Below are 1,061 nucleotides of genomic sequence, written 5' to 3'. Positions count from 1 at the left end.
TGGAGGGGAGGATGGGGGAAGTTTATGGGCGGAGGTGTCTGCGGGGGCCGCCCGGTCACGCCTTGGAGCCGCGGTCGGTCACGCGTGGGAACCGGGTCCGGTCACGCGTGACCGACCGCGGCTCCAAGGCGTGACCGGGCGGCCCCCGCAGACACCTCCGCCCATAAACTTTCCCCATCCTTCCCTCGACCCCTTCGGGAGATCCGCCGTGACCGAGCAGCCCCTCTCCGAGCACACCGCAGATGTGATCGTCGTCGGGGCAGGCCCGGCCGGCTCCACCACCGCGTACTACCTGGCCAAGGCCGGACTGGACGTCCTGCTCCTGGAGAAGACCGCGTTCCCCCGCGAGAAGGTCTGCGGCGACGGCCTCACCCCGCGCGCCACCAAGCAGCTCGTCTCCATGGGCATCGACATCTCCGAAGAGGCCGGCTGGCTGCGGAACAAGGGCCTGCGGATCATCGGCGGCGGCGTCCGGCTCGAACTCGACTGGCCGGAGCTCGCCTCGTACCCGGACTACGGCCTCGTCCGCAAGCGCGACGACTTCGACGAGCAGCTCGCCCGGCAGGCGCAGAAGGCCGGAGCGCGCCTTTACGAGCGCTGCAACGTCGGCGCGCCGATCATCGACGACCGTACGGGCCGCATCACCGGCGTGCACGCCAAGCTCGGCGAGGAGAAGCGCGAGGTCACCTTCCACGCCCCGCTCGTCGTCGCCGCCGACGGCAACTCCACCCGGCTCTCCCTCGCCATGGGCCTGCACCGGCGCGAGGACCGGCCGATGGGCGTCGCCGTCCGCACGTACTTCACCTCGCCCCGCCACGACGACGACTACCTGGAGTCCTGGCTCGAGCTGTGGGACCGGCGCGGGCCGCAGGACCGGCTGCTCCCCGGCTACGGCTGGATCTTCGGCATGGGCGACGGCACGTCCAACGTCGGCCTCGGCATCCTCAACTCCTCCTCCGCCTTCCGCGAGCTGGACTGGCGCGAGGTCCTCAAGGCCTGGTGCGCCTCGATGCCGGAGGACTGGGGCTACACCCCGGAGAACATGACGACGCCGATCCGCG

At 71.0% G+C, this 1,061-nt stretch carries 1 protein-coding gene; it reads left to right on the top strand.

All coding sequences use genetic code 11. The features are described from left to right. Positions 1 to 208 precede the first annotated feature (208 nt). Positions 209 to 1,061, top strand: an 853-nt coding sequence (locus tag CCN56_RS14200) for a geranylgeranyl reductase family protein (RefSeq protein WP_086826977.1), incomplete at its 3' end; no start/stop codon positions are given.

The organism is Streptomyces sp. NRRL B-24572 (assembly GCF_002156145.1).
Taxonomy (GTDB): Bacteria; Actinomycetota; Actinomycetes; order Streptomycetales; family Streptomycetaceae; genus Streptomyces; species Streptomyces vietnamensis.
Note: the sequence above shows the minus strand (reverse complement) of the source record. Positions and strands in the feature narration are given on the sequence as shown.